This window comes from Cryobacterium sp. PH31-L1 (assembly GCF_030063145.1).
Taxonomy (GTDB): domain Bacteria; phylum Actinomycetota; class Actinomycetes; order Actinomycetales; family Microbacteriaceae; genus Cryobacterium.
The window spans coordinates 1-22,360 of sequence record NZ_JASISM010000009.1; the positions used below are offsets into that span (position 1 = coordinate 1).

The 22,360-nt window shown below is 65.4% G+C and carries 21 protein-coding genes and 2 pseudogenes; 11 read left to right on the plus strand and 12 right to left on the minus strand.

Annotated features, from left to right (window positions below; genetic code table 11):
- Positions 1-321: 321 nt before the first annotated feature.
- Complete coding sequence (locus tag QMF22_RS15555) at positions 322-1,101, minus strand: SDR family NAD(P)-dependent oxidoreductase (protein WP_283455267.1); 780 nt, start codon at positions 1,099-1,101, stop codon at positions 322-324.
- 29 nt (positions 1,102-1,130) lie between these two features.
- On the opposite strand from QMF22_RS15555, the gene QMF22_RS15560 reads away from it, so the two are divergent.
- The 6 genes from QMF22_RS15560 to QMF22_RS15585 all read left to right on the plus strand — a co-directional run bounded on the left by QMF22_RS15560 (position 1,131) and on the right by QMF22_RS15585 (position 8,229).
- Positions 1,131-2,231: an acyltransferase family protein gene (locus QMF22_RS15560; RefSeq protein ID WP_283455269.1), complete on the plus strand. Its 1,101-nt coding sequence runs from the start codon at positions 1,131-1,133 to the stop codon at positions 2,229-2,231.
- A 114-nt stretch (positions 2,232-2,345) separates the two neighbouring features.
- The gene (locus tag QMF22_RS15565) at positions 2,346-3,677 is read left to right on the plus strand and encodes a bifunctional o-acetylhomoserine/o-acetylserine sulfhydrylase (RefSeq protein WP_283455271.1); all 1,332 of its coding nucleotides are present in this window, start codon (positions 2,346-2,348) and stop codon (positions 3,675-3,677) included.
- A gap of 71 nt (positions 3,678-3,748) precedes the next feature.
- Positions 3,749-4,951 carry a homoserine O-acetyltransferase MetX gene (metX, locus tag QMF22_RS15570; protein WP_283455273.1) on the plus strand — a complete coding sequence of 401 codons (1,203 nt, stop codon included), beginning with the start codon at positions 3,749-3,751 and terminating at the stop codon, positions 4,949-4,951.
- A 72-nt stretch (positions 4,952-5,023) separates the two neighbouring features.
- Positions 5,024-6,193 carry a sensor histidine kinase gene (locus QMF22_RS15575; protein WP_283455275.1) on the plus strand — a complete coding sequence of 390 codons (1,170 nt, stop codon included), beginning with the start codon at positions 5,024-5,026 and terminating at the stop codon, positions 6,191-6,193.
- A complete protein-coding gene (locus QMF22_RS15580) occupies positions 6,190-7,527 on the plus strand; it encodes a hypothetical protein (protein WP_283455277.1) in 1,338 nt (445 codons plus the stop codon). Before QMF22_RS15575 ends, QMF22_RS15580 begins: the two co-directional genes overlap by 4 nt.
- Before the next feature lie 45 nt (positions 7,528-7,572).
- Positions 7,573-8,229 (plus strand): response regulator transcription factor, encoded by a 657-nt coding sequence (locus tag QMF22_RS15585; RefSeq protein ID WP_092111590.1) that lies wholly within the window; start codon positions 7,573-7,575, stop codon positions 8,227-8,229.
- Between the two features lie 52 nt (positions 8,230-8,281).
- Here QMF22_RS15585 and QMF22_RS15590 read toward each other — a convergent pair whose 3' ends face one another.
- Together QMF22_RS15590 and QMF22_RS15595 are read right to left on the minus strand one after the other, a co-directional pair.
- Positions 8,282-9,559 (minus strand): MFS transporter, encoded by a 1,278-nt coding sequence (locus tag QMF22_RS15590; protein WP_283455282.1) that lies wholly within the window; start codon positions 9,557-9,559, stop codon positions 8,282-8,284.
- Between the two features lie 38 nt (positions 9,560-9,597).
- Positions 9,598-9,771, minus strand: a pseudogene (locus QMF22_RS15595) (thiamine-binding protein); the annotation flags it as partial.
- Positions 9,772-9,792: 21 nt separating this feature from the next.
- Here QMF22_RS15595 and QMF22_RS15600 point away from each other — a divergent pair.
- On the plus strand, positions 9,793-11,232 hold the full coding sequence (locus tag QMF22_RS15600; protein ID WP_283455284.1) for a recombinase family protein: 1,440 nt from the start codon (positions 9,793-9,795) through the stop codon (positions 11,230-11,232).
- Positions 11,233-11,588: 356 nt separating this feature from the next.
- Here QMF22_RS15600 and QMF22_RS15605 read toward each other — a convergent pair whose 3' ends face one another.
- A complete protein-coding gene (locus QMF22_RS15605) occupies positions 11,589-12,302 on the minus strand; it encodes a DUF2511 domain-containing protein (protein WP_283455286.1) in 714 nt (237 codons plus the stop codon).
- 113 nt (positions 12,303-12,415) lie between these two features.
- Between QMF22_RS15605 and QMF22_RS15610 the strand changes: the two genes are divergently transcribed.
- Complete coding sequence (locus tag QMF22_RS15610) at positions 12,416-13,096, plus strand: recombinase family protein (RefSeq protein ID WP_283455289.1); 681 nt, start codon at positions 12,416-12,418, stop codon at positions 13,094-13,096.
- Positions 13,097-13,303: 207 nt separating this feature from the next.
- A complete protein-coding gene (locus QMF22_RS15615; RefSeq protein ID WP_283455291.1) occupies positions 13,304-14,008 on the plus strand; it encodes a hypothetical protein in 705 nt (234 codons plus the stop codon).
- On the opposite strand, the gene QMF22_RS15620 is transcribed toward QMF22_RS15615, so the two are convergent.
- Together QMF22_RS15620 and QMF22_RS15625 are read right to left on the minus strand one after the other, a co-directional pair.
- Positions 13,991-15,016 (minus strand): hypothetical protein, encoded by a 1,026-nt coding sequence (locus QMF22_RS15620; RefSeq protein WP_283455293.1) that lies wholly within the window; start codon positions 15,014-15,016, stop codon positions 13,991-13,993. The two genes, QMF22_RS15615 and QMF22_RS15620, sit on opposite strands and share 18 nt — an antisense overlap.
- A 122-nt stretch (positions 15,017-15,138) precedes the next feature.
- On the minus strand, positions 15,139-15,981 hold the full coding sequence (locus QMF22_RS15625; RefSeq protein WP_283455295.1) for a serine/threonine protein kinase: 843 nt from the start codon (positions 15,979-15,981) through the stop codon (positions 15,139-15,141).
- 227 nt (positions 15,982-16,208) lie between these two features.
- Here QMF22_RS15625 and QMF22_RS15630 point away from each other — a divergent pair, with 227 nt between their 5' ends.
- A complete protein-coding gene (locus QMF22_RS15630; protein WP_283455297.1) occupies positions 16,209-16,514 on the plus strand; it encodes a thiamine-binding protein in 306 nt (101 codons plus the stop codon).
- A 47-nt stretch (positions 16,515-16,561) separates the two neighbouring features.
- Here QMF22_RS15630 and QMF22_RS15635 read toward each other — a convergent pair.
- Both QMF22_RS15635 and QMF22_RS15640 read right to left on the minus strand, forming a co-directional pair.
- A pseudogene (locus QMF22_RS15635) lies at positions 16,562-16,705 on the minus strand (thiamine-binding protein); the annotation flags it as partial.
- 9 nt (positions 16,706-16,714) lie between these two features.
- A complete protein-coding gene (locus tag QMF22_RS15640) occupies positions 16,715-17,980 on the minus strand; it encodes a glycosyltransferase 87 family protein (RefSeq protein ID WP_283455300.1) in 1,266 nt (421 codons plus the stop codon).
- Between the two features lie 57 nt (positions 17,981-18,037).
- On the opposite strand from QMF22_RS15640, the gene QMF22_RS15645 reads away from it, so the two are divergent.
- A complete protein-coding gene (locus QMF22_RS15645) occupies positions 18,038-18,217 on the plus strand; it encodes a hypothetical protein (RefSeq protein WP_283455302.1) in 180 nt (59 codons plus the stop codon).
- Positions 18,218-18,311: 94 nt separating this feature from the next.
- On the opposite strand, the gene QMF22_RS15650 is transcribed toward QMF22_RS15645, so the two are convergent.
- The 4 genes from QMF22_RS15650 to QMF22_RS15665 form a co-directional block, all read right to left on the minus strand.
- Positions 18,312-19,178: an ADP-dependent NAD(P)H-hydrate dehydratase gene (locus tag QMF22_RS15650; RefSeq protein WP_283455304.1), complete on the minus strand. Its 867-nt coding sequence runs from the start codon at positions 19,176-19,178 to the stop codon at positions 18,312-18,314.
- 128 nt (positions 19,179-19,306) lie between these two features.
- Positions 19,307-19,744 carry a VOC family protein gene (locus tag QMF22_RS15655; protein ID WP_283455306.1) on the minus strand — a complete coding sequence of 146 codons (438 nt, stop codon included), beginning with the start codon at positions 19,742-19,744 and terminating at the stop codon, positions 19,307-19,309.
- A 152-nt stretch (positions 19,745-19,896) separates the two neighbouring features.
- The gene (locus tag QMF22_RS15660; protein WP_283455308.1) at positions 19,897-20,973 is read right to left on the minus strand and encodes a hemolysin family protein; all 1,077 of its coding nucleotides are present in this window, start codon (positions 20,971-20,973) and stop codon (positions 19,897-19,899) included.
- The gene (locus QMF22_RS15665; RefSeq protein WP_283455383.1) at positions 20,970-22,307 is read right to left on the minus strand and encodes a hemolysin family protein; all 1,338 of its coding nucleotides are present in this window, start codon (positions 22,305-22,307) and stop codon (positions 20,970-20,972) included. The genes QMF22_RS15660 and QMF22_RS15665 overlap by 4 nt, the downstream gene beginning before the upstream one ends.
- Positions 22,308-22,360 lie beyond the last annotated feature (53 nt).

Here is a 22,360-nt window from a genome sequence, read left to right on the forward strand (position 1 = left end):
CCCCCCCCCCCCCCCCCCCCCCCCCCCCCCCCCCCCCCCCCCCCCCCCCCCCCCCCCCCCCCCCCCCCCCCCCCCCCCCCCCCCCCCCCCCCCCCCCGCTTTTTAATGATCCGGCGACCACCGCGATCTACCCGGAGGATGTCGTCGGCAGCGTCAGAGGTGTATAAGAGACAGCGATGTTCGGTGCTGACGTGAACTTCGCGATCTTCCCACTGAGCAACCCCGGAACACCCCGATGTCTGAGCGAGGAGCGGATGACCCGCCGACGCCGCGGGACGCGCTGGTAGCCGCGGGACGCGCTGGTAGCCGCGGAACGCGCTGCTACTCGCGCACCGTCAGGGGGCCACGGGCGATCCGCGTCGGGGCCGCCTGGGCGACCGGCTTGATCACGATCAGGTCGAGGTTCACGTGCGCGGGGCGCTCAACACTCGACACGATCGTCTCGGCGATGTCCTCGGCCGAGAGCGGATCGGGAACGTTGTCGTAGGCCGCGAACGCCTTGTCGACGTCGCCGTCGAAGCGAACCAGACCGAACTCATCCGTTTTGACCATGCCCGGCGCGATCTCGATCACCCGAATCGGCTCCCCCGACAGCTCGAGACGCAACACCTCGGTCATCGCATGAGCGGCGAACTTGGCGGCGTTGTACCCGCCGCCACCGAGGTAGGCCACGTGCCCGGCAATCGACGTGACGGTCACGATGTCGGCCGACCCCGCGCCGGAGTCGATGCCGGCGCGCAGCAGCGGCAGGATGGCCGTGGTGACTCGCTTGACAGCGAGCACGTTGATCTCGAACATCCAGGACCAGTCGGCGATACTGCCGGCCTCGACGGTGTCGAGTCCCTTGGCGCCGCCCGCATTGTTGACCAGGGCGTGCACCGGGCCGGTCTCGGCCAAGTAGTCGCGCAGGGCATCGACATCCGCTTGCACCGTGAGGTCGGCGGTGAAGACATCCGCTCCCGTTTCTGAATGCAGCGCAGCGAGGCGGTCGGCTCGCCGCGCGACGCCCACCACATCCCAGCCTCGAAGCCGGAACAGACGAACTGTCGCCGCTCCTATTCCTGAACTTGCTCCGGTCACAACCACGCGTCGAGTACTCATTTGTCCATTCTGGCGGGAGAATGGATTCAATGAGCGCATTGGACCCGATCACCACTGACCCGCCGAAGCGTCGCCTTCCCCTCTGGGACAACGCTCGCTGGCTCGCGATCACCCTCGTTGTGGTCGGGCACGCCATTCTCAAACTCATCGGTGAAGCGGATGCCGCATACACGCTGTATCTGTTTATTTACGCCTTCCACGTTCCCGTTTTCGTCGCCGTGAGCGGCTACTTCGCGAAGTCGGGCCCGCCGGGCGCGAAGCAGATGCACCGGTTGCTCACCGACCTCGTCATTCCGTACATCATCTTCGAAACAGTCTGGACTTCAATCCGCTGGATTCTCGGCGGAAAATTCGTGCTCGATTACTCCACCGCGAGCTGGACGCTGTGGTTTCTGCTCGCGCTGCTGGTGTGGCGCATCGCGCTGCCCTACCTCGTGCTGCTGCGGTATCCCCTCACGATCAGCATCCTGATCTCGATCGGGGCCGGCTACATCTCCTCCATCGACGGAACCTTCACCCTGGCCCGCACGCTCGGGCTCCTTCCGTTTTTCGTGTTCGGCTGGAAGCTGCGCCAGTGGCTGCTGACCGATACCTGGCTGGAGTTGCGCACCGCCATGGTGTGGCGCTGGCGGGCCGGGGCGTTGGGATTGTTCGCCGTGCTGTACCTGCTGATCGCGCTCAACATCGATACCCTGCGCGCCCTGCAGGTGCGACGCTTCCTGCTGTACGACGAGTCGTATGCCACGTTCGACTATTCCTCGTGGTGGGCCGGCGGCATCCGCTTAGTCGTCATGGTGCTCGCCTTTGCCCTCATCATGGCGTTTCTGATGCTGATTCCGCGGCGCACCACCTGGTTCACCAGCCTCGGCAGCGCGACCATGTACATCTATCTCCTGCACACCTTTGTGCTCTACCCGCTGCGCGAGTCCGGCCTGCTCGACGGGCCCCAGCCCGGGTGGGTGCTGCCGGGCATGATCGTGCTCAGCGTGGCCATCGGGGTCGTGCTGTCGCTGCCCCCGGTGCGGAGGCTGTTCCGGCCATTGGTCGAGCCGCGGGCACGCTGGCTGTTCCGGCCGAGGGAAGCGACGCCGACCGGCACGATCGTGTTGCCGCAGCGCGATCGCACGTAGCCGCCCGTGAGAACATGACGTTGTGTTTCGCCCGCTCTTGCACGGCCATTCGGGCATCTTTATGCTCGGGGCCAGAGCGCTGGAGAGTCCGCGCTGAATGACCCGGAGGCTATCGTGACCGACAATTCTTCATCGTGGAAGTTTGAGACCAAGCAGGTTCACTCCGGCGCTCGTCCAGACCCGGTCACCAACGCGCGGGCCACTCCGATCTACCAGACCACCTCGTACGTGTTCAACAGTGCAGAGCACGCCCAGAACCTGTTCGCGCTGGCCGAGTTCGGCAACATCTACACCCGCATCCAGAACCCCACCCAGGCCGTCGTCGAGGAGCGCGTCGCGGCGCTCGAGGGCGGAACCGCGGCCCTGCTGCTGTCGAGCGGCCAGTCGGCATCCACTTTCGCGGTGTTGAACATTGCGCAGGCCGGCGACCACATCGTGTCGTCGAGCTCGATCTACGGCGGAACCTACAACCTGTTTAAGTACACGCTGGCCAAGCTGGGCATCGAAGTCACCTTCGTCGAAGACCAGGATGACGCAGCCGAATGGCAGCGCGCGGTGCGCCCGAACACCAAGCTGTTCTTCGCCGAGACCATCGGCAACCCGCGCATCAACGTTCTCGACATTTCCCTGGTAGCGGATGTCGCCCACGCCGCCGGTATTCCGCTGATCGTCGACAACACCATCGCCACCCCGTACTTGATTCGCCCGTTCGAGCATGGCGCCGACATCATCGTGCACTCGGCCACTAAGTTTCTCGGCGGCCACGGCACCATCATCGGCGGCGTGCTCGTTGACGGCGGCAAGTTCGAGTGGTCGAAGAACGTGGAGAAGTTCCCGGGCCTGACCGAACCCGACCCGTCGTACCACGGTGCCAGCTATACCACCGCGGTCGGCGACGGCATCGCCTACGTCATCAAGGCGCGCGTGCAGCTGCTGCGCGACCTCGGTAGTGCCATCGCCCCGGCGAGCGCCTGGCAGCTCATCCAGGGCATTGAGACGCTCAGCCTGCGCATCGAACGCCACGTGCAGAACGCCCAGGACATCGCCGAGTGGCTGGACAACCACGACGACATCGCCTCGGTGAACTATGCCGGACTGCCGTCGAGCCCCTGGTATGCCACCGCCAACAAGTACGCTCCGCTTGGTGTCGGTGCCGTGCTCTCGTTCGAACTCAAGGGCGGTGTCTCGGCCGGCCGCGCCCTGGTCGACAACCTGAGCCTGTTCAGCCATCTCGCCAACATCGGCGATGTGCGCTCCCTGGTGATCCACCCGGCGTCGACGACGCACGCGCAGCTCACCCCGGAGCAGCAGCTCACCGCCGGAGTCACTCCCGGCCTGGTGCGTCTCTCGGTGGGGATCGAGAACGTTGTCGACCTCAAGGCCGACCTCGAGGCCGGCCTGGCCGCTGCCCGCGCGGTCGTCAAGCGCGACCGCGCCGACGCCTAGAGACGATCCAGCCCGGGCGTACGACGTAACATGCGCCCGGGCGGTTCATTCGACCGACAGAATGGACCTGTATGGAATGGCAATCGTCAGCAGACACGGTCCCGTCGAGCTTCATCACCGAAGCCCAGGCGCGCTCGGTCCTTGGCAAACCCCCGGCGACCGGAGCCTGGCGCGACGGTGACCCGGTCGGCCACCGCCAGTTTCAAAACCTCGGCCCGCTCAGCTTCGAGGCCGGCGGCAGTCTGCCGGCCGCCCGCCTCGCCTACGAAACCTGGGGCGCCCTCAGCCCCGCCGCTGACAACGCCGTGCTCGTGCTGCACGCCCTCACCGGCGACAGCCACGTGGTCGGCGCTCCCGGCCCCGGTCAGGAGACCGGCGGTTGGTGGGACGGCATCGTCGGCCCCGGGCTGGCGATCGACACCGACCGGTGGTTCGTCGTGGCACCGAACATGCTCGGCGGCTGCCAGGGCAGCACCGGGCCGGCCTCGCTCGCGCCCGACGCGCTGGAGTGGGGCACCCGCTTTCCGTATCTGACCATTCGCGATCAGGTCAGCGCCCAGCGCATGTTCAGCGACCGGCTCGGCATCGACCGCTGGGCGGCCGTCATCGGCGGTTCCATGGGCGGCATGCACGCCCTCGAATGGGCGATCGAGACCCCGAACCGGGTCGAGCGCCTGATCATCCTGGCCGCGCCGCCCGTCACGACCGCCGACCAGATCGCCCTGAACTCGGTGCAGATCGAGGCCATCCGCACCGACCCGGCTTTTCGCGCCGGCAACTATTACGACGAAGCGGATGGCGACGGCCCGACCCGCGGGCTGGCCCTGGCCCGCAGAATGGCCCTGCTCAACTACCGAAGCCCGGCCGAACTGAACGCCCGCTTCGACCGGGGCTGGCAGAGCGGCATCAGTCCGCTCGGCGCCAACGGCCGCTTCGCCGTTGAGTCGTACCTCGACTTTCACGGCAACAAATTCACCCGACGCTTCGACGCCAACAGCTACATCGTGCTGGTCGAAGCAATGAACTCCCATGATGTCGGTCGCGGTCGCGGCGGCGTCGCGGCCGCCCTGGGCCGAATCACCGCCCGCTCGGTCGTCGTCGGAATCGACAGCGACCGTCTCTTTCCGGTCGATGGCCAGCGCACCATCGCCGCGCATCTGACCAACAATATTGATGGACCCACCGCGGTCGTGCTGGAATCCGGCTATGGTCACGATGGTTTCCTCATTGAGAACGAGGCAATCGGCGCCCAGATTCGACGGGTGCTGCACTAGGGCGAGTCCGCGCGTGTGTCGCCCGGTATGGTGCTGATAGAACACGTTCATTTCCAAACCGGACAGGCCCCCATGCAACGCATCCTCAAGGAGCGCGACCGCCTCCTGCGCAGAGCGGTGCAGGCGGCCGGGCTCGTGGGTACGGCCACGACGCTGGCCTGCCTTCTGGTGCCCGGCGGGCTGGAAGCAGACGCACGCCTCTGGTGTCTCGTGCTCGTGCTGTTTCTGGCCGCTGGACAATACCTGCTCGGCAGCACCGGGGCTCTGCGCTGGGCCGTTCTGACCTTGATCAGCGGGGAAGCGATCATACTCATCGTGGGCTTCGCCAACCATCCGGGTGTCCCACTGAACCTGATCGAGGAGAGCGTCATCGGCATGGTCTCCACCGCGCCGATGTGCGCGGTCGCGGCGATGCTGCTGACCAGCCCCCGCCGGATCCTTCTGCTCGTGGGGAGTTTCGCCGTGACCATCGCCAGTGTGGCCGTCGTGACCGTCGATGCGCCCGACCGCGCGGTGCTGCTGGCGCTGACCGTGAGCATGTGGCTGGCCTTCACTCTCGCTGCCTGGTGGATTGCGCAGAGCGTGCCCCGGGTGATGCACCGCATCGCCGCCATCGGTCGCGCCCACCGGGCCGAGCGTCACGCGAGCGAGCTGGAGGCGCAGCGCCGCCAGGATGCCCGCCTGCTGCACGATACGGTGCTCGCCACGCTCACCCTGTTGGCCCACTCCGGCGTGGGGGTGAGCCCGATGGCCCTGCAGAAGCAGGCCGGTGATGACGCCCGGCTGCTGCGCCAGCTGCGCCTCGGCGGTCTGCCGACGCCACGTCGCTCCGGGGTCTACAGCCTGGAACCGGCGTCGGTGCTCACCCTCGGCGACACCCTCGACGCCGTGCGCCAACGCTTTGAACGCATGGGCCTCACCGTCAACTGGCACGGAAGCGGGCAGGTGCAGCTCTCCAGTAGCGTCCTCGATTCCTTTCTGCTGGCTCTCTCTGAGTGCCTCGAAAACGTGCGCCGTCACTCCGGTGTCGACCACGCCGACGTGACTATAACGGATGACGCCAGCACCGTTCGCGCGATGGTCACCGATACCGGGGTCGGCTTCGACCTCGGCCAGGTGGGGTCGGAGCGCCTCGGCGTCGCCGAATCGGTGATTGCCCGGCTTCGGGACGTCGGCGGCAACGCTCGCCTGTTCTCCTCGCCCGGCGCCGGAACCACGGTCGTGCTCGAGGTTCCCAAGTGAGCCAGTTCAACGATACCGCCCCCATTGCCACCCACCCGCGGGCCCGCGGTGTGGGTTCGCGTCTGCTCGGCGGATCCTCCGAGCGCAGCTGGCCACCGGCATCCGCTGCGCATCGCACCCGAGCCGACCTGTTGCCGCTGCGATTTCCCCGCACGCTTCTGCGCGGAGACGGCCGCATCACCGTTTTCCGGTCGGACCAGAACGGTTTGGGCGCCCGTCACCTCGGTATCGGAATGAGCATCAGCGGAGCCTTCATCGCGCTGTTCCTGCTCGCGCGCCTGATCATTGAATGGAACCCGGCGCACGCGCCGGTGCTGAGCATTCTGGCCTGGGTCATTCTGCTGGTCACCGCGGTGGCCGTTCACCTCGCGGTGCACAAACTGGCCTCCCGCCTGCCGCTCTGGCTGTTCCTGGCCGCCCTCGGAGCCTGTGCGGTCGTGGTGGCCCTGGATCTCTCCGGAGCCTGGGGCGCGACCGGCGCGGGAGACTTCCCAACCGCAGCGCCCGCCGTCGGCGCGTTTCTGCTGTCGATCGTGACCCTGCGCGAGACCGGCGAGATCACGATGGCTACCGTGGCCCTCGGTCTGACGATGAGCGCGGCGACACTGTTCGAAACGCGCACTGACCTGCTCACCCTCGGCCCCGACATTCTCTCAATTGCTCTTGCGGTCGCGCCACCGTTGGTCGGTGCGAGCATCGTGCAGGCGTTTCGGCGCATGGTGCAGCGCGAACTCGATCTCGTTCTGGTGCAGAGCACGGTCTCCCAGCCGCGATTCGCGGTGGGGATGCTCGCCTCCGAGCAGCTGGCCCGGCTCGACCTCGACGCCGAGACCCTGCTCGACGACGTGGCCCAGGGCCGTACCGCACTGCCGCTGGCGCCCTCGACGGCGACCACTGCGGCCTCCCTGGCCACCCAACTGCGCTTGCACCTGATCGAGGGACGCACCGAAACCTGGCTGCACCACGCCATCACCGAGAGCGAATTTCTCGGCCCGGTCGTCGCGCTCAGCGATCCGGCCGGTCTCGCCGGACTGCTCTCGCCGCCGCAACGGGATGGGCTTCTGCTGACAATTTGGCTGCTGATCGGGGATACGGCCAGGTCGGGGGCATCCGTTTCGCTGCGCCTTGGACCGATTGCCCCCACACATGGGGCGGGTCAGCACCGCAAGGTGCGTTTTCCCATCGAGTTGACTACAACGGGGGTCGCCCGGCGGCGTGTCGATCCCGAAACGTGGCAGGCGATTCGTGCGGTCGGCCCACATGTGGACTCAAATCGGACCGGAAGCCTGCGGGTAGACATCGAGTGCAGTGTCGACAATCCCGCGGATGCCTAGTATTAGGGATTTAGGCGATAAGGTGCAACCAGTAGGAGGCAGAAAATGACGACAACAGACCGTCCCATCCGTTTAGCCCTGGTCGATGACCACAGGATGCTCCTGGGTGCCCTCACCGAGTGGATCCGCAGCGCCGCTGATGACATCGAGATGGTAGCGGCGGTGACCACCTGGCCCGAGCTGCTGACGCATCCCGAGTTTCCGGTGGATGTCGTGCTGCTCGACCTCGACCTCAAGGACAACATTCCGGTGTCCCTGAAAATCTCCACGCTCAAGACGACCGGCGTGAAGACGGTGCTCATGAGCACCTATTCCGAACCGGCCCTGGTGCGCGAAGCCCTCGCGGCGGGCGCACTCGGCTACCTTGTGAAGAGCGAGGAAGCCAGCATGATCGTCGACGCCATTCGCGCCGCCTACAACGGCAAGTCGTACATCTCGGCCGAGCTCGACTACGCGCTCAACTCCACTGAGAACGTCGAAGGCCCGCGCCTCAGCGCCCAGGAACGCCGGGTTATGGCGCTCTACGGTGCCGGCGAGCCGGTCAAGGCCGTCGCTTACCAGCTCGGCATCTCTGAGGAGACCGCCAAGAGCTACCTCAAGCGCATTCGCGAGAAGTACCGTCTCGCCGGATACGACGTCGGAACCAAGGTCGCGCTGCGCAAGCGAGCCATCCACGACGGCATCCTGCTGCAGACCGACTGATAGTTCGTCTGAAACCTGACCGGCCTTCTCGATGAGGGGCGGTCAGCGTTGTTTAACGCTTGCGGACCACCGGGATGAGTTGCGTTCCGTATGGCACGTGGTGGCCGAGCTGACGGCGCCGGCGGTCGATGGTGAAGGTGAGCAGGGTCAGCAGCACGCCCAGCCCGCTCAAAGTCACGCCGATCCACACCGGCGCGAGATAGCCGAACCCCGCCGCGATGGCCACACCACCGAGGGCCGCGCCGAGCGCGTTACCCACGTTGAGCGAGGAGTGGTTGAGCGCCGCCGCGAGGGACTGGCTCTCATGCGCAACATCCATCAGCCGGGCCTGAATGGTCGGTGACAAAGCGGATGCCGCCGCCCCCACCAGGAACACGCCCACCAGCAACCCGGCCAGGAATTGCGCCGACAGGCCGAGGGTGACGAGCGCCACAATGAGCACGCCGAACGAGATGTACATCGTGCGCCGCACGCTCCAGTCGGCCAGCGCTCCCCCGGCGAAGTTGCCGACCGTCATGCCGAGGCCGACCACCACCAGGATGAGGGGTACCGCCGCGGCGGGAAGCCCGGTGATTTCGATCACCAGCGGGGCGACGTAGGTGTACACGGCGAACAGTCCGCCGAAACCGATCGCACCGATCGACAGGGTGATCCACACCTGCAGTTTGCCGAACGCCCGCAGTTCGGCCCGCATGGTGGCCTTCGGGTTGCCGGTCTGAAACGGCACGAACACGGCGACGGCCGCGAAGGTGAGCGCGAAAATGGCGGCGACGACGAGGTAAGCGACGCGCCATCCGCTCATCTGGCCGATCCAGGTGATGGCCGGCACACCGATCACGTTGGAGATGGTGAGGCCGCTCAGCACGATCGCGATGCCACGGGCCCGCTTGCCCGGGCCCATCAGGTGGGCGGCGACGAGTGAGGCGATGCCAAAATAGGCGCCGTGCGGCAGTCCGGCCAGGAAGCGGGCCGCGAGCACGGTCTCAAAGGTCGGGAGCAGGGCCGAGGCGATGGTGCCGAGGGTGAATGCTGTCAGCAGCGCGAGCAGCAACTGCTTGCGCGGCCAGCGGGCCGCTGACGCCGCGATCGTCGGCGCGCCGACAACGACACCGAGGGCGTAGGCCGAGATGAGCCAGCCGGCCTGCGCGTTGGCGGCATCCGGTGCGGCCTGGTACAGGCCGGGCAGCAGATCGGCGGCGAGGTTCGGCAGCAGACCCATGGCGACGAATTCGGTCGCGCCGATGCCAAAACCACCCAGGGCGAGGGCCAACAGGGCAAGACGAATACGGGTCGACGACAGCTGCGTCGACCCGTCAGGAGTGAGGGGCATGCGTCAAGCCTAAGCCCGAGCGTGCTCGCACGAGAGAGCTACTCGTCGAGGGCGGCCTCGAGGCGCTCGAGCTTGCCGGTCAGCTCACCGCTGTGCCCGGGGCGGATGTCCGCCTTCAGCACCAGGGATACGCGCGGCCCGAAGGCGCCCACCGCCTCGGTCGCCGCCTTGATCACGGCAAAGACTTCGTCCCAGTCGCCCTCGATGGTGGAGTTAGGGGTTATCGTGGGCTCATGAGAGTTATTGGCTACACCCGCCTGTCGAGGGCCTCCCGGGAGGAAAGCACGTCAATCGTGCGACAGCGCGAGATCATTCGGAAAACGTGCGACGCCCGCGAGTTCGAGCTTGTCGATATTGTCGAAGACGTCGACGTCTCCGCAACGCGCTCCCGACTGGACCGGCCCGGCCTCAACGAGGTCCGCCGACGCATAGCCGCAGGCGAGGCTGATGCCGTCATGGTCTGGCGACTGGACCGGCTGGTCCGCTCGGTCGTCGACGTTGGCGTATTGCTCGACGACGGCCTCCAGATTATCTCGGCGACCGAGAACCTAGACACGACCTCAATTATGGGTCGGGCGATGATCGAGATTCTCCAAGTGTTCGCGAGCATGGAAGCTAAGACAATAGGTATCCGCGTCTCGGCGTCTCAAGCGCACCTGCGGCAGATCGGGCGCTGGCCCGGTGGCGTCCGCCCCTACGGCTACCGTTCAGTGCTTCACCCCGACGGAGTGGGTCGGGCACTGGAGCCCGACCCCGACGAGTCCGCCGTCGTCCGGCGAATGGCCGACGAGGTCCTCGGTGGGTCCTCCGTCTACGCCGTGGCTCAACGTTTAAACGTCGAGGGAATCGCTCCGCGCCGCTCGGAAACCTGGAGCCCCACGTCGATTCAGCGCATCCTCCGCTCCGACTCGGCTCTCGGGCGAGTGAAGATCAACGGCGAGCTACTGCGCGACGATGTGGGCCTCCCCGTCACCGCCTGGACGCCGCTACTGGCTCTCAGCGAAGTCGAGCGCCTCCGCGAAATCACAGATTGGACCCCCACGCCGGGACGATCAGCCGAAACAAAGGAGGGGCTTCGCAAGAGAGCCACGCGCCTACTATCTGGCCTACTCGCTTGCCCGGGCTGCGGCGGTCCCCTCGTAGTCAAAAGCCGAAAGGGCTCGACCGGCAAGCCAATCTATGCGTGCCAAGCCGCCGCCCGCGGCCAAGTCTGCTCGCGGGGCGTCGCGGTGGAGTGCGAGCGCGTCGAGGGCGAGGTCACGCGACAGTTCCTCGCCGTCGTCGGCACCTTTGGAGTCGTCGAGGCTCGTTCCTCAATTCGCGAGGTTGCGGGCCTAGCGGGCGTCGAGGAAGCGATCAGAGATACAACCGAACGCCTCCGCACGGCGGACGCCGACCTCCCTGTCCTATTCGAACGCCTGATGCTGCAACGCGCAGAGCGCGAGAGACTGGCAGCACTGCCCACGGAGCCAATCGTCGAAATGGTAGATACTGGCGAGACGTTCGCCGAAGCATGGGCGCGCGAGGACATTGCTGGTCGGCGGCGGGTTCTTCGCACCTCCGGCGTCGAGATCAATCTCGCCCCTGCCGCGCGCCGGGGCTATTGGGACCCGACTCGGGTAACCCTCGACTTCGCCGCCCAAGAGCGTGCTGCCGCCGAACGTGAACACTAGGCAGACCTCCGCAGGACGCTAAGCACTCCAACGTGCCCACGAGGAACGCCTCCATGGCTTCCGCAGGGCCTCACTGGGGGCGTAGAGCGACGTTCAGGCTTTCACTGTAGATATACACAGTGGAGCAACGGATGCCCCTATTGCCCGCGTGTGACCTCTCAAGCACAGAACGCCGCCGGTGACGCCGAATGGTGACGAAGTGACGGAACTTGCGTCACTTCCCTATTCCAGTATAAAGAGCTCTCTCTCTTCTAAAGAATAGTGAAGTGACGTTAGAACCGTCACTTCGTCACCGGAATGCACGCGAGCGCCCACGAGGTATGCGGCGAGCGCCGTCACCCGAGCTCAGCGTGCGCCTAGCAGAGCCCGAGGCCCGCGTCGATCACGGGGGAAATGTCCACTTTGAGTCCATCAACGTCGGGGTCCGCTGCCCAAATTGGCGAGATATCCGGCCAGTCCGTGTGGTCGCGTGCAGTGCCATTCACGGCGTACTCGGTCCCGTCCGGCGTGTCGAGAGTGACAAGCTGGAGAGACCGCCCGTCGACGGTTTTCTCTTCGCAGCGGACGACGACGTAGGGCGTAGTCAGCGGCCAGTCGTCGCCAAAGTCAGTACTGACGAGGAGGCCGGGGTCGTCCTCGACATTGGCGGGTACGTCGACCGGAGTGGCGGGTACGTCTGCGGCAGGAGCGTAGTCGGCGCAGATTCCTGTCTGCGGCTCGCCAAGATCGCCCCCGGGAGATGTAACGATTACGTAGCCAGCCACGGCTCCCGCGACAATTTCACCCGGCCCGCCGCCTGGCCCCCAATTCCGATCTACGCATACCTCTGTGCCGTCTACGACGACGCCGACAAAGGTCATGCCCTCCCAGATCGGCGCGTCAGGTAGCTCGTCCTTGACCAGCTGCTTGGCTTGGGCGATCCGTTCGGCGTCGCTGAGCGACGACGTCTCAACCGTTGGCGCCGCAGAAGCGCTCTCTGGCGCGGGCTCCGGAGAAGCCGAGCACCCTGCGAGCAGTACAACGGCGGCGAGCGCCCAAATGGATACTGCTGATCGGTTGACTATGGGCATGATCAGACCCTATCGAACCGCCAAGGCCGGGTGTTCGGGTGCCAAGTCGCTTGCACGTTTTGTCTTGGCCATACAGGTTTGCTTGCAAACGTGTATGACGTTAAGATTGTGGCATGACGAAAACGCCCGATCCCGCCCCTCTCGCGCTGCTCTACGTTCGGGTATCGACTGGCCGCCAGGCGAAGACCGGGCACAGCGTCGACAGCCAACCCGTTATCCTGCGCACCGCCGCCGAGAAGGCCGGATACGTCGTCGAGGTCATCACGGAGACAGGATCAGGGCGCAATGCTGCACGCCCGGCGCTCGCCGAGGCCATGAGCCGCCTGAAGTCCGGTAAAGCTCAAGCCCTCTATGCCGTTGATATTGACCGGCTCGCTCGAAGCACTCAGCATCTCCTCGAAATCGCTACCGCGTCAACCAAACAGGGGTGGCGGCTCGTGGTCACTACAACGGACGTTGACACCTCCACTCCCGCTGGGGTCATGTTTTTTACAATGTGCGCCGCGTTCGCTCAATATGAGTCGGGCATGATCTCGCAGCGCGTGAAGCGCCAACACGAAGCCCGCCGAGATCGGGGCGTCGTCTGGGGCAAGGATGAGGGTCGTCGTTCGGCGCTACCCGCCGCGACCGTGGCACGCATCCTCAGCCTCCGCGCCGAGGGCCGGACCTTGCAAGCTATCGCCGACGCGCTCACCGGCGATAACGTGCCCACGGCGGCGGGTGGCAGGTGGTATCCCTCCACCATTGTCAAGACGTTGAACAGCCCGGCCAACCGCCCACTTTTGGCCGCCTAGCGCCTTTTGGCCCAGCACTGCCTGCCCGTAGTGACTCCTGTGCCGTCAGGTGTTGGACAATCGTGGCGGCGAGAGTTCAGCGCCGATTCGAGGCTAATTGTCGTAGACTCACTACGAAATACAGGTACATCGAGCACGGATCGATGACCTCTCGCTGGCCCGAGCAAATTCCCAAAGAGAGAGAGTGCTGTGGTTCCTATGCTGGTCATGGACACAGCAGTTTCCCGCGCTGGACGCCGGTTCGAGCCGCAACAAGAACGCGAATTGCATGGAGCAGCGCTCTCCGCCGCAAAGTCACTTCCAAGTGCTCGTCGGGGTCTCACTGTCGTCCGCGAACTGAACGGCCCAATTGGAATTCCTGACTTTACAGCGCTCACCGGAGACCCGTCTCAAATACTTGAGCGCCACGCTGCACCGATCCCGCCGATAACCAATGAAATTGACGCCGGGATCGTGGCTGCTTTGAACGCCACCACAGGTCGGCCTGTTGAGTGGATTGCACGACAGCTAGGCTGGCCACCGACCACCGTGCAGCGTCGCATAGTCTCGCTCCTGCGGCTGGGTGCGATCAAGGGCGTCGGAAACCAACGATTCGTGCGTGATGCGCGATTGGGGACCTTAGGTCGGGTCTATGCCATCGAAGCAAAAGTAGACGACTGGACTTCGGCGCTGAAGCAGGTCCGCACTTATCGCGTTTGGGCGGATGCTTATGTGCTTGTTATGGGTCCGTTATCAGATCGAGTCTTGACGCGCCTCACCCCGGAGGTACGCCATGACCGGGGTGGTCTCGTGGTCGACGGCACCTGGGTGCTCAGACCGAGGCTCGGGCATGTTGCGCCCGCACGCCGGATACAAGCCGCCGAGGCCTTCGCAGCGTCAACGTTCGGCGGCGATCTACTTCCACCCCTCTGAGTGTCCGTATTTTCGAAGCCCCGCTTGCAGCGGGTCTATCCATTTGTCCGCATGGTTTCGAATTCCGGTTCGTGACGAAACGAGCGCCCAAGCCGCTTTCGCGCCGGAATACATGTCATCTAGCTTTAGATAACGGTCCTCGTACCCGCCCGCGGTTGCCAGGTCATGGACCGCGGACTGAAGCTGTGCAACATGGTGCTGGAAGGCTTCACCCGGGCCGGGTGCTGGAAGCCCGCCAAGCGATTGAGCGAGTCTTGGCGCTTGGGCAAGCAACAGCGCTCCCTCGTTGACACTCAACGTCCCTAGGAGGCCCTTGAGCGTTGGACGCGCGTACCACCGCGCTTGCCCGCCGGATTCCCGTGCTCCGTAGTCACCATAGCGACTCATTCTCTGTCGCTTGTCCCAGCCCGTTCCGACGGCGTAGGCTCCAGCGGCAACGGCAGGCAAGGCAGCGAAGTCGCCGTGTGAGACATAAACCTGGGCGTACTCGCTGAGTGCGCGAACGGTCCGACAGACCCCAGCAATCTCTTCAGCTGTAAAGCTCGGTGGCAGATCCTCGCCCGGGTGAGTGAAAGTAATAAACCATCCAGCAGGTTCGAGAGCGACGAGCGAGCCGATGTGGGCGTCGAGATCGCTCTTGCTTGCCCAGAAACTTCCACTCCCGGCAATGCTTAAAGTGACAGCTTCCCCGAGGTCACGACAATTTCGGGAGAGTTCGAGGGCCAGCGAACTGGTATTGCTCAACCCTGTGTGCAGCAGAACTGTGGGGGCAAGGAGAGGCGCCTCCAGCGTCTTTTGCATATGAAATACGCGACGAATATGTTCATCGCGGTAGGCGGGATCCGTAATATCACCTTGGGGACCGCCCCAAAGGCTATATCCCGAATAGTAGCGGTAGTCACCGACGCCGGGCATTTGTAGAGCATGTGTCATTGGGTCAAACCAGTAATCAACCCCTGCCTCACGAAGCTTTTCAGCTCGTTTCTCTATGCCAGGTTTAACTCCCACCCCGCCCCTATGCACGCGGGAGGTTGCCCAGGGAGTAAGTACAGCCCCTGACGAACTCCCCGCCTCGACGGCTTGGACCGTCCACGTATCGAGGGCGCGCGGACTATCTTCGATCATCGTCGTCACGAGATGTCGTCCAACGCGGCGGCCAGTCTCTCCCCATTCAAGTACCGCCGAGCCGGCTGCTTGTGAAGTGTTCGTCGAATGAGAGCAATAGCATCCGCGCTTAAATCTTCCCGCAAATCCCCTATGTCTGGGTATTCGCCATTGTGCAGACGATTAAAGTATTCTGGCTCGTCTCCGGCATAAGGAAAAGGGAGCCTGCCCGAGAGCGCGAAATACAACAGTGCGCCAATCTGAAAGACGTCTGAAGCAGGCATCGGCCCCCCACTGTAGCTATTCAGATGCTCTGGCGTGAGGAAATTATAGGTTCCTGGCTGCCCCGCAACAGTGAGCCCCGAACGCAACGTGTGCTTAGCAAACCCAAAGTCAAGAACTTTGTAGGCCCCGTTGCTCAACCTTCTTACATTGTTGGAGCTGAGATCGCGGTGGATCACGCCCTTGGCATGCCCTGCCGCGACGCCCAGGGCGACTTGCCTTGCCATATCCTTGGCCTGCTCCCATGGCCACGGAGTACCGAGGTATGCGGTGAGATCCTCCCCGTCTAGATATTCCTCCAGCCAGGCTGCTCCGCGAACTGGCGACCCCAACTCGACCAGGGGAGAGGCGACCTGAACGACATTTTCCACGTGGAGGTCTAGTAACAACGAAACTTCACGTTCCGCTCGCTTGAGGGTTTCAGGTGACGCGAAATCTACAGCGACGACCTTGAGGACAAACGGCTGATTATTGCGTTCAACGAACCTGACGGCCTTCTGTCCCCCCGCTGCCCCAATCACGCCTCTGTCGACGCATCCGAGAGCCGCAAGGGCTTCAACGACTAAATCTTCCCCGGCTACTGTCATGACCTGAATCTATTGGATTGAGGCACAGGAGCTTCACACAACACACCAACGACACCCACAGGGGGGGGGACCCCCGGGGTGGGCACCTTCCAATACCGTTACGGCATAGCGCCACGCTGTGCGCGTGGGTCTGGAGGATCGAGCCCTTTCCCCTTCGTCGACCCGGCGAGCGCCGCCGCCTGCATGCCGACGTGACGTTTCCTTCGAATCAGGGGCACAATGGGGGCATGTTAGTTGCCTTCTCAGTTGCCCCCAGCGGGACCGGGCGCGTCGACGGCTCCGTTCACGATGCCGTTGCCGCCGCCGTGCGCATTGTTCGAGAGTCCGGACTCCCCAACCACACAGACTCGATGTTTACGACCATCGAGGGTGACTGGCCCGAAGTGTTCGAAGTCATTCGTCGGGCGACCGAAGCAGTCGGCGAGTACGGCTCGCGGGTCTCGCTTGTGCTGAAGGCCGATATTCGACCCGGCTTCTCCGGGGAGATGACCGGGAAAATTGAACGCCTAGAGCAGGCTCTCGGCGAGAGCTAGCGCGTTTACACTGCCCCTCGGGTCATGTCCCCTAACGGCACCTATGCGCCCTCGATGGTGGTGAACATCGAGTCGGTGTGGTTGGGCAGGCCGGATTCGCGAACAACCCGCACTGCGGCGGCGACCGCGTCGTGCACGGACCCCTGTGAGTCGGCGGCGACGGACGGTGCAACGGAGAATGCGACGAGCATGGTGGCTCCCTAGAGGTAGTGGTGAGATTGGGCGATTTGATCAGCGGATGCGGGTTCGGCCAGAGCTGTGAGTCGGTACAGCTCCCAGAGCGCCCAGCCGAGCAGCACGAATTCGAGCAGGTTGCGCACGGTCAGGACGAACACCAGAAGCGGATTGGCCACAAGAAGCCAGTCATACAGGTAGGGGTAGACAACCTGGGTGAGGCCGGCGAGCGCGAGCCCGAGCAGCGCCGGTGTGCGCCAGGCCCGGCCGTTCAACACGAGACCCAGAATGATCGGTGCGGCCAGCCAGCTGATGAATTGCGGCGACCCCACCTTGTTGAACGCGATCAGGGTCACCGTCAGTGCGAGCGTCAGCGGCGGCAGCACCCCGAGCCAGCCCGCTCCCCGACGTTGGGCGCGCACGCCGAGGAGCAACACGGCAACGACGGCGAGCCCCAGCAGCGGGGTCATCAGGGCGCTCAGGGCGGTGGTGCCGGCGCCGGCCACCTGAAAGGTGAGAATCTGATGGTCGTAATAGACGAAACTGCCCGGCACACCGAGGGCGGCCTGCCAGAGCCAGGGCACGGCGACGGGCGATTCAATCTGGATCCCCCGGCCGGCCTGTTCGGCCACGAAACTGAGCACGTGGATTCCGTTGCCGCTGGACAGGCTGAGGGCTGCGGCCACGACGACGACCGCCGCGGTGACGGCGGCGGCGACCCCGAGCATCCGCCAGCGCAGTCTCGACGCCACGAACAGGGCGGCGAGCACAGCGACCGGCCAGATCTTGATCCAGGTCGCGATCGTGAGCAGGGCCGTGCCCCAGAACGGGCGGCGGCGCAGCCAGAGCAGGGACACGATGACGAGCGGCACCGTGATCGCGTCGATGCGCGCGAGCGCGATCGGGCCGAGCAGCGCCAGAAAGAGCAGCCACCACCAGGCCGCGGTGCGGTGTGCGCGCACGAGCACGGCGAAGGCCCCCGCGTTTAGCGCGGTCGCCAGCGCGAACCAGGTTGCGAGGTAGGCCGGGCCGCCGAAGGCGAACGCGGCGAGGATGGGCACGAGGGCGAGCAGCGGGTAGACGAAGTTCTCGGTGATTCCCACGATGCTTCCGGCGGCCGCGTTCTCGGCCCAGCCGCGGTAGACCACCTCGACGTCGCCGAGCGGATAGCCCGGCCCGAACACGGCCAGAAGAATCAGCAGCAGGTGCACGAGCGCGAAGGCCGACCACAGTGCGGCGAGCGGATGCCTCCGGGGTCCCGGACCGCTGCGGGTCTCGTCGTGAATTCGCACGCTTTACTTTCGCACAGCCAGCGGGCCGGGAGGCGGGACCAGCCGGGGGTATCCGTTATGTTTCGTCGAATTGACCGTCGGTCAGGCAGAAACAGCGACGTCAAGCTCGGCCGCCGTGCCTTTCGCCACCAGCAGACCGTGAGCGCGGTTCTGCTGGGCTATCTCAGCGCGCTGGTGTTCGCGGTGCTGCCCGGGGCGTTCGTCGTGCAGACGCCCGGCTGGAGCCGCGGGTGTTAGCCGTGCTGGTGCTGAAAATACGGGTGCTGCTCGTCGCCGCGGTTCTGTGCTCGTACTGAGCGTCGCGATCGGCGCGCAGCGGGTCGCTGCGCGCCTAGCGCGGGCCCGGGTCGATCCCGTGATCGAGCAGCGCGGCGACCGCCCGCGGCACGGCATCTGCAATGTCGAGCGCCGCGATCGGGCCGCCGGCGGAGGCCAGGATCGCGGCCTCGGCGTGCAGGAGGGCTGCGGTGGCGGCGAGGGGTGCGAGGGAGGCGGCATCCGTTTCGAGCTGGTCGGAGTGGGTGGCCAGGAGCGCACCGAGAATGCCGCCGAGCACGTCGCCGGAGCCGGCCGTGGCCAGCCAGGCCGGCCCGGTCGACACGGTCAGCCGGGCGCCCGACGGCGACGCGACGTGGGTGACGGCACCCTTGAGCAGCACCGTCACGTCGAACAGGCGCGCGGCGCGAATGGCCCACTCCCCGGGGTTCGCGGCGATCTGGGAGGCCGAACCGGGCTTGGCCTCGTCCGCGAGCATGGCGGCCAGCTCCCCGGCGTGCGGGGTGATCACGGTCGGGCCGATCGCCCGGGACACCAGGTCGAGGGCGCCGGCGTCGATGACGGTGGGCAGGCCCTCGGCGAGGGCTTCGGTCAGGGCGGTGGTGACGGCATTCGTTCTGGTGCTGCCATTGATGCCGGAGCCGAGCAGCCAGGCCTGCACCCGACCGGGCACGGTCACGATCTCCGGGCGGCGCTGCAACACGAGGGTGGCAGCGCGGCGCGGGCCGAGGTAGCGTGCCATGCCGAGGCCGGTGCGCACGGCCGCGTCGACGCCGAGCACCGCGGCACCCGGGTATTCCTTGGAGCCGGTGCGCACGCCGAGCACGCCGCGCGAATACTTGTCGTCGCCGGCCTGGGGCCGGTAGACCCAGTCGCGGGCCTGTTCGGCCTCCCATTCAAGCCAGCCGCGCGGTTTCACCATGCCTCAACGATAGGTCGTTTTCGGTCTGCTTGCGGGCCCACCGCCCGGACGTCACTGTACCCCGCCCGGCCCTTCGCCGTGCCGCCCCGCCGCCATTGGCGACCGCCACGGCACGGGCGATGGGCGGGTCAGTCGCTGATCGTGGAGCTCTGCGAGCCTTCCCGCTCCCGCGCTTCGCTTCGGCCGAAGGCAACGGTCTGCGACACGCAGATGATGTTGCCCTCGGTGTCCTTGAACCAGGCCGCGCGATCCTCCTTGGTCGTGGCGATGCCGTTCTCAGTCTTCAACCCCGGAAAATCGTATTCCTCAAACGTGACGCCCCGGCCGCGCAGCACGGCAACCTCGGCTTCGATGTCGTCGGTGTCGAAACCGATCGCGGTGTTGGCCGCGGTGCCGGCATTCTCGGTTTGGTACACCATGATGGCGGCGCCCTTCGGGGTGCGGTAGAGCAACCCCTCCACGCGTTCCTCCTCGGGCTCCATGCCGAGCACGTCCTTGTAGAAGCGCCGGGCCCGCGCCAGATCGCGCGCGGGAAGCACCGAGTAGGTTTCCGATTGGCTTAACATGAGCTTTCCCTTTCTGCACTTTCCTAGGTGAATGTGCATTTTTCAGGGAACACTTTACGCCCGCGTCGGCGTCTTGGCGAGGAGGGAGCGGCATCCGCTTGCCGTTGGCGCGCGCACGCCTGAGCGGACGGGGCCCGGTCCAGCAGCAGGGGCTAGTCGCGGCGGGTGGCGTCCTGCACTTCGCCGACCAGCTCCTCGATGATGTCCTCTAGAAAGAGCACCCCGGTGGTCTCGCCCTCGGCGGTGAAGGACCGTGCAAGGTGCGCGCCCGAACGCCGCATGGTGGCGAGGGCGTCTTCGAGGTCGGTGTCTTCGAAGATCGAGATCAGGGCACGGATGCGCTTGGCCGGGATCCTTCCCGCGTAACTGTCCGGCACGGCCAGCATTGCCGCATCGGCCGACGCCGAGGCAACATCGAGGTCGAGCACGTCCTTCAAGTGCACGTAGCCGGTTAGATACCCCTCAGTATCGGCGAGCACGTAGCGGGAGAATCCGTGGCGCGTCACGGCCTTCTCGACGTCGGCCGGCGTGGCCGATTCCGGCAAACTGACCAGCTTGCCGAGAGAGACCGCCACATCGCGCACCTTGAGGTTGGTGAACTCGAACGCGGCGCTGAGCGCTCCGGTTCCGTCGCTCAGCACGCCCTCGCGGGTGGACTGGGTGACGATCGTGGCAACCTCGTCGAGGGTATACGCGCTCGTCGCCTCGCTCTTCGGCTGCACTCCGAACAGGCGCAACACACCGTTGGCACAAGCGTTCAGTGTCACGATGAGCGGCTTGAACACGCGGGCCACGAACACCAGCGGCGGCGCGAGCAGCAGCACGGCGCGGTCCGGCACCGAAAAGGACAGGTTCTTCGGCACCATCTCACCGAACACAACGTGCAGGTAGGAGACCAGCAGCAGCGCAACGACGAACGCAATAGTGCCGATTGCGCCGTCCGGCAGACCGGTCAGGCCGAGCGGCACCTCGAGCAGATGGTGGATGGCCGGCTCTGACACGTTCAAAATGAGCAGCGAGCACACCGTGATGCCCAGCTGCGAGGTCGCGAGCATCAGTGTCGCGTGTTCCATCGCCCACAGCGCGGTCTTCGCGCTGCGCTTGCCCGCTTCGGCGAGCGGTTCGATCTGCGAGCGACGCGCTGAGATGACGGCGAATTCCGCCCCGACGAAGAAGGCGTTGGCGGCAAGCAGCACGACCAACCAGGCAAGTCCAGCCCAGTCGCTCATTTGTCGCTCACCTTATTTCGATCGGATTTGGTGTCAACGGCCAGGGCGGGTTTCGGCACAGCCTCCGGAGTGAAACGCAGCCGGTCGATACGGCGCCCCTCCAGCCGCTCAACGGTGAGGAAGCCGCCGTTGACCGGCACCCGATCACCGATCACCGGCAGCCGGCCCAGCTCACTCATGACGAAACCGGCCACGGTCTCGTACGGGCCCTGCTCCGGCACGACCACGCTCGTGCGTTCGAGAAGTTCGTCTGGCCGGAGCATGCCGGGAAAGGTCAGGGAGTCAGGCGAGCGCACGACGCCGGCGCGAGCCCGATCGTGCTCGTCGGCCACCTCGCCGACCAGTTCCTCGACCAGGTCTTCGAGGGTGACGACACCGGCGGTTCCGCCGTACTCGTCGACGACGATCGCCATCTGGTAGCCGCGGCCGCGCAGCTCGCCGAGCAGGTCATCGAGCTTCATGGTCTCCGGCACGCGAACCGGGTCGGTCTGCAGGGCCGACACCGGGACATCCGCTCGGCGGGCGCGCGGCACAGCAACGGCCTGCTTGACGTGCACGATGCCCACGACATCGTCGACGCTTTCGTCGACGACCGGAAACCGCGAGTAGCCGGTGGAGCGGGCGAGGTCTATGACGGCCTGCGCCGAATCGGTGCGGTGGATGCTCGCCACCCGCGGACGCGGCGACATGACGTCGGAGGCATCGTGTCCGGAGAACAGCAGCGTGCGGTGCAGCAGGGTCGCGGTGTCTTTCTCGAGCAGTCCGGCGCTGGCCGAACGGCGCACCAACGAGGAGAGTTCCTCGGCGGTGCGGGCGCCGGAAAGTTCTTCTTTAGGCTCGATACCGATGGCGCGCAGCAGACCGTTGGCGCTGTTGTTCAACAGCAGCACGGCCGGTTTGAACACCGTCGTGAACACTGTCTGAAACGGGATCACCAGGCGCGCGGTCTGAATGGGCAGGGCCAGCGCGAAGTTCTTCGGAACCAACTCGCCGATGACCATCGACACCAGAGTCGCGGTGACTATGGCGATCGTGGTGCCGAACACCGGAACCACATCGATGGGAAGCCCGATCGCGGTGAGCGGGCCGCGCAGCAGTGACGACAGGGCCGGCTCGATCGTGTAACCGGTGAGCAGGGTGGTAAGGGTGATGCCCAGCTGCGCGCTCGAGAGGTGCGTCGAGGTGATTTTCAGCGCGGAGATAGTCAGGGCGAGGCGGGTCTCCCCGCGATCCTGTCGCGCTTCGAGGTCGGCGCGGTCGAGATTCACCAGGGCGAACTCACTGGCGACGAAAAGGCCCGTTCCGACGGTGAGGATGAGGCCGAACCCGAGCATGATCAGCTCAGACACAGGCAACACCGCCAGCTCCTAGCGGCGAGGGTTTATCA

Excerpts from the sequence above, each read along its gene's own strand:
- QMF22_RS15590 (WP_283455282.1), bottom strand. The coding sequence starts at position 9,559 with ATGCCCCTCACTCCTGACGGGTCGACGCAGCTGTCGTCGACCCGTATT.
- QMF22_RS15560 (WP_283455269.1), top strand. The coding sequence starts at position 1,131 with ATGAGCGCATTGGACCCGATCACCACTGACCCGCCGAAGCGTCGCCTT.
- QMF22_RS15610 (WP_283455289.1), top strand. The coding sequence starts at position 12,416 with ATGACGAAAACGCCCGATCCCGCCCCTCTCGCGCTGCTCTACGTTCGG.
- QMF22_RS15645 (WP_283455302.1), top strand. The coding sequence starts at position 18,038 with ATGTTTCGTCGAATTGACCGTCGGTCAGGCAGAAACAGCGACGTCAAG.
- QMF22_RS15585 (WP_092111590.1), top strand. The coding sequence starts at position 7,573 with ATGACGACAACAGACCGTCCCATCCGTTTAGCCCTGGTCGATGACCAC.
- QMF22_RS15615 (WP_283455291.1), top strand. The coding sequence starts at position 13,304 with ATGGACACAGCAGTTTCCCGCGCTGGACGCCGGTTCGAGCCGCAACAA.
- QMF22_RS15605 (WP_283455286.1), bottom strand. The coding sequence starts at position 12,302 with ATGCCCATAGTCAACCGATCAGCAGTATCCATTTGGGCGCTCGCCGCC.
- metX (WP_283455273.1), top strand. The coding sequence starts at position 3,749 with ATGGAATGGCAATCGTCAGCAGACACGGTCCCGTCGAGCTTCATCACC.
- QMF22_RS15660 (WP_283455308.1), bottom strand. The coding sequence starts at position 20,973 with ATGAGCGACTGGGCTGGACTTGCCTGGTTGGTCGTGCTGCTTGCCGCC.
- QMF22_RS15650 (WP_283455304.1), bottom strand. The coding sequence starts at position 19,178 with ATGGTGAAACCGCGCGGCTGGCTTGAATGGGAGGCCGAACAGGCCCGC.
- QMF22_RS15600 (WP_283455284.1), top strand. The coding sequence starts at position 9,793 with ATGAGAGTTATTGGCTACACCCGCCTGTCGAGGGCCTCCCGGGAGGAA.
- QMF22_RS15555 (WP_283455267.1), bottom strand. The coding sequence starts at position 1,101 with ATGAGTACTCGACGCGTGGTTGTGACCGGAGCAAGTTCAGGAATAGGA.
- QMF22_RS15655 (WP_283455306.1), bottom strand. The coding sequence starts at position 19,744 with ATGTTAAGCCAATCGGAAACCTACTCGGTGCTTCCCGCGCGCGATCTG.
- QMF22_RS15665 (WP_283455383.1), bottom strand. The coding sequence starts at position 22,307 with ATGCTCGGGTTCGGCCTCATCCTCACCGTCGGAACGGGCCTTTTCGTC.
- QMF22_RS15575 (WP_283455275.1), top strand. The coding sequence starts at position 5,024 with ATGCAACGCATCCTCAAGGAGCGCGACCGCCTCCTGCGCAGAGCGGTG.
- QMF22_RS15625 (WP_283455295.1), bottom strand. The coding sequence starts at position 15,981 with ATGACAGTAGCCGGGGAAGATTTAGTCGTTGAAGCCCTTGCGGCTCTC.
- QMF22_RS15630 (WP_283455297.1), top strand. The coding sequence starts at position 16,209 with ATGTTAGTTGCCTTCTCAGTTGCCCCCAGCGGGACCGGGCGCGTCGAC.